The sequence below is a fragment of the Stenotrophomonas sp. GbtcB23 genome (assembly GCF_019091045.1).
Classification (GTDB): domain Bacteria; phylum Pseudomonadota; class Gammaproteobacteria; order Xanthomonadales; family Xanthomonadaceae; genus Stenotrophomonas; species Stenotrophomonas rhizophila_A.
On the sequence record NZ_JAGXKC010000746.1, the window covers coordinates 1 to 231 of the forward strand.

1 protein-coding gene is annotated in these 231 nt (G+C 67.1%); it reads right to left on the reverse strand.

Translation table 11 applies throughout. The features are described from left to right. A partial coding sequence (locus KVS69_RS20780; protein ID WP_217540242.1) for an aldo/keto reductase occupies positions 1-231 on the reverse strand: 231 nt, incomplete at both ends.

Sequence of the window (231 nt, forward strand, 5' to 3'; positions counted from 1 at the left end):
GACATTCGATCTGATCTGCCCGGACGTGCGGGCGCCGGAAACGATGGTCATCGCGGCCGGATGGGCGAGGGGGAATTGCAGGGCGGCGGCCTGCAGCGAGACGCCTTCTTCCTCGCAGGCCGTGCGCAGCACGTCGACCCGGGCCAGCACATCCGCCGGCGCATCGGCATAGTTGAATTTCCTGTTGCCGGCGAGCAGGCCGGAATTGAACGGCCCGGCAATGACGATGCC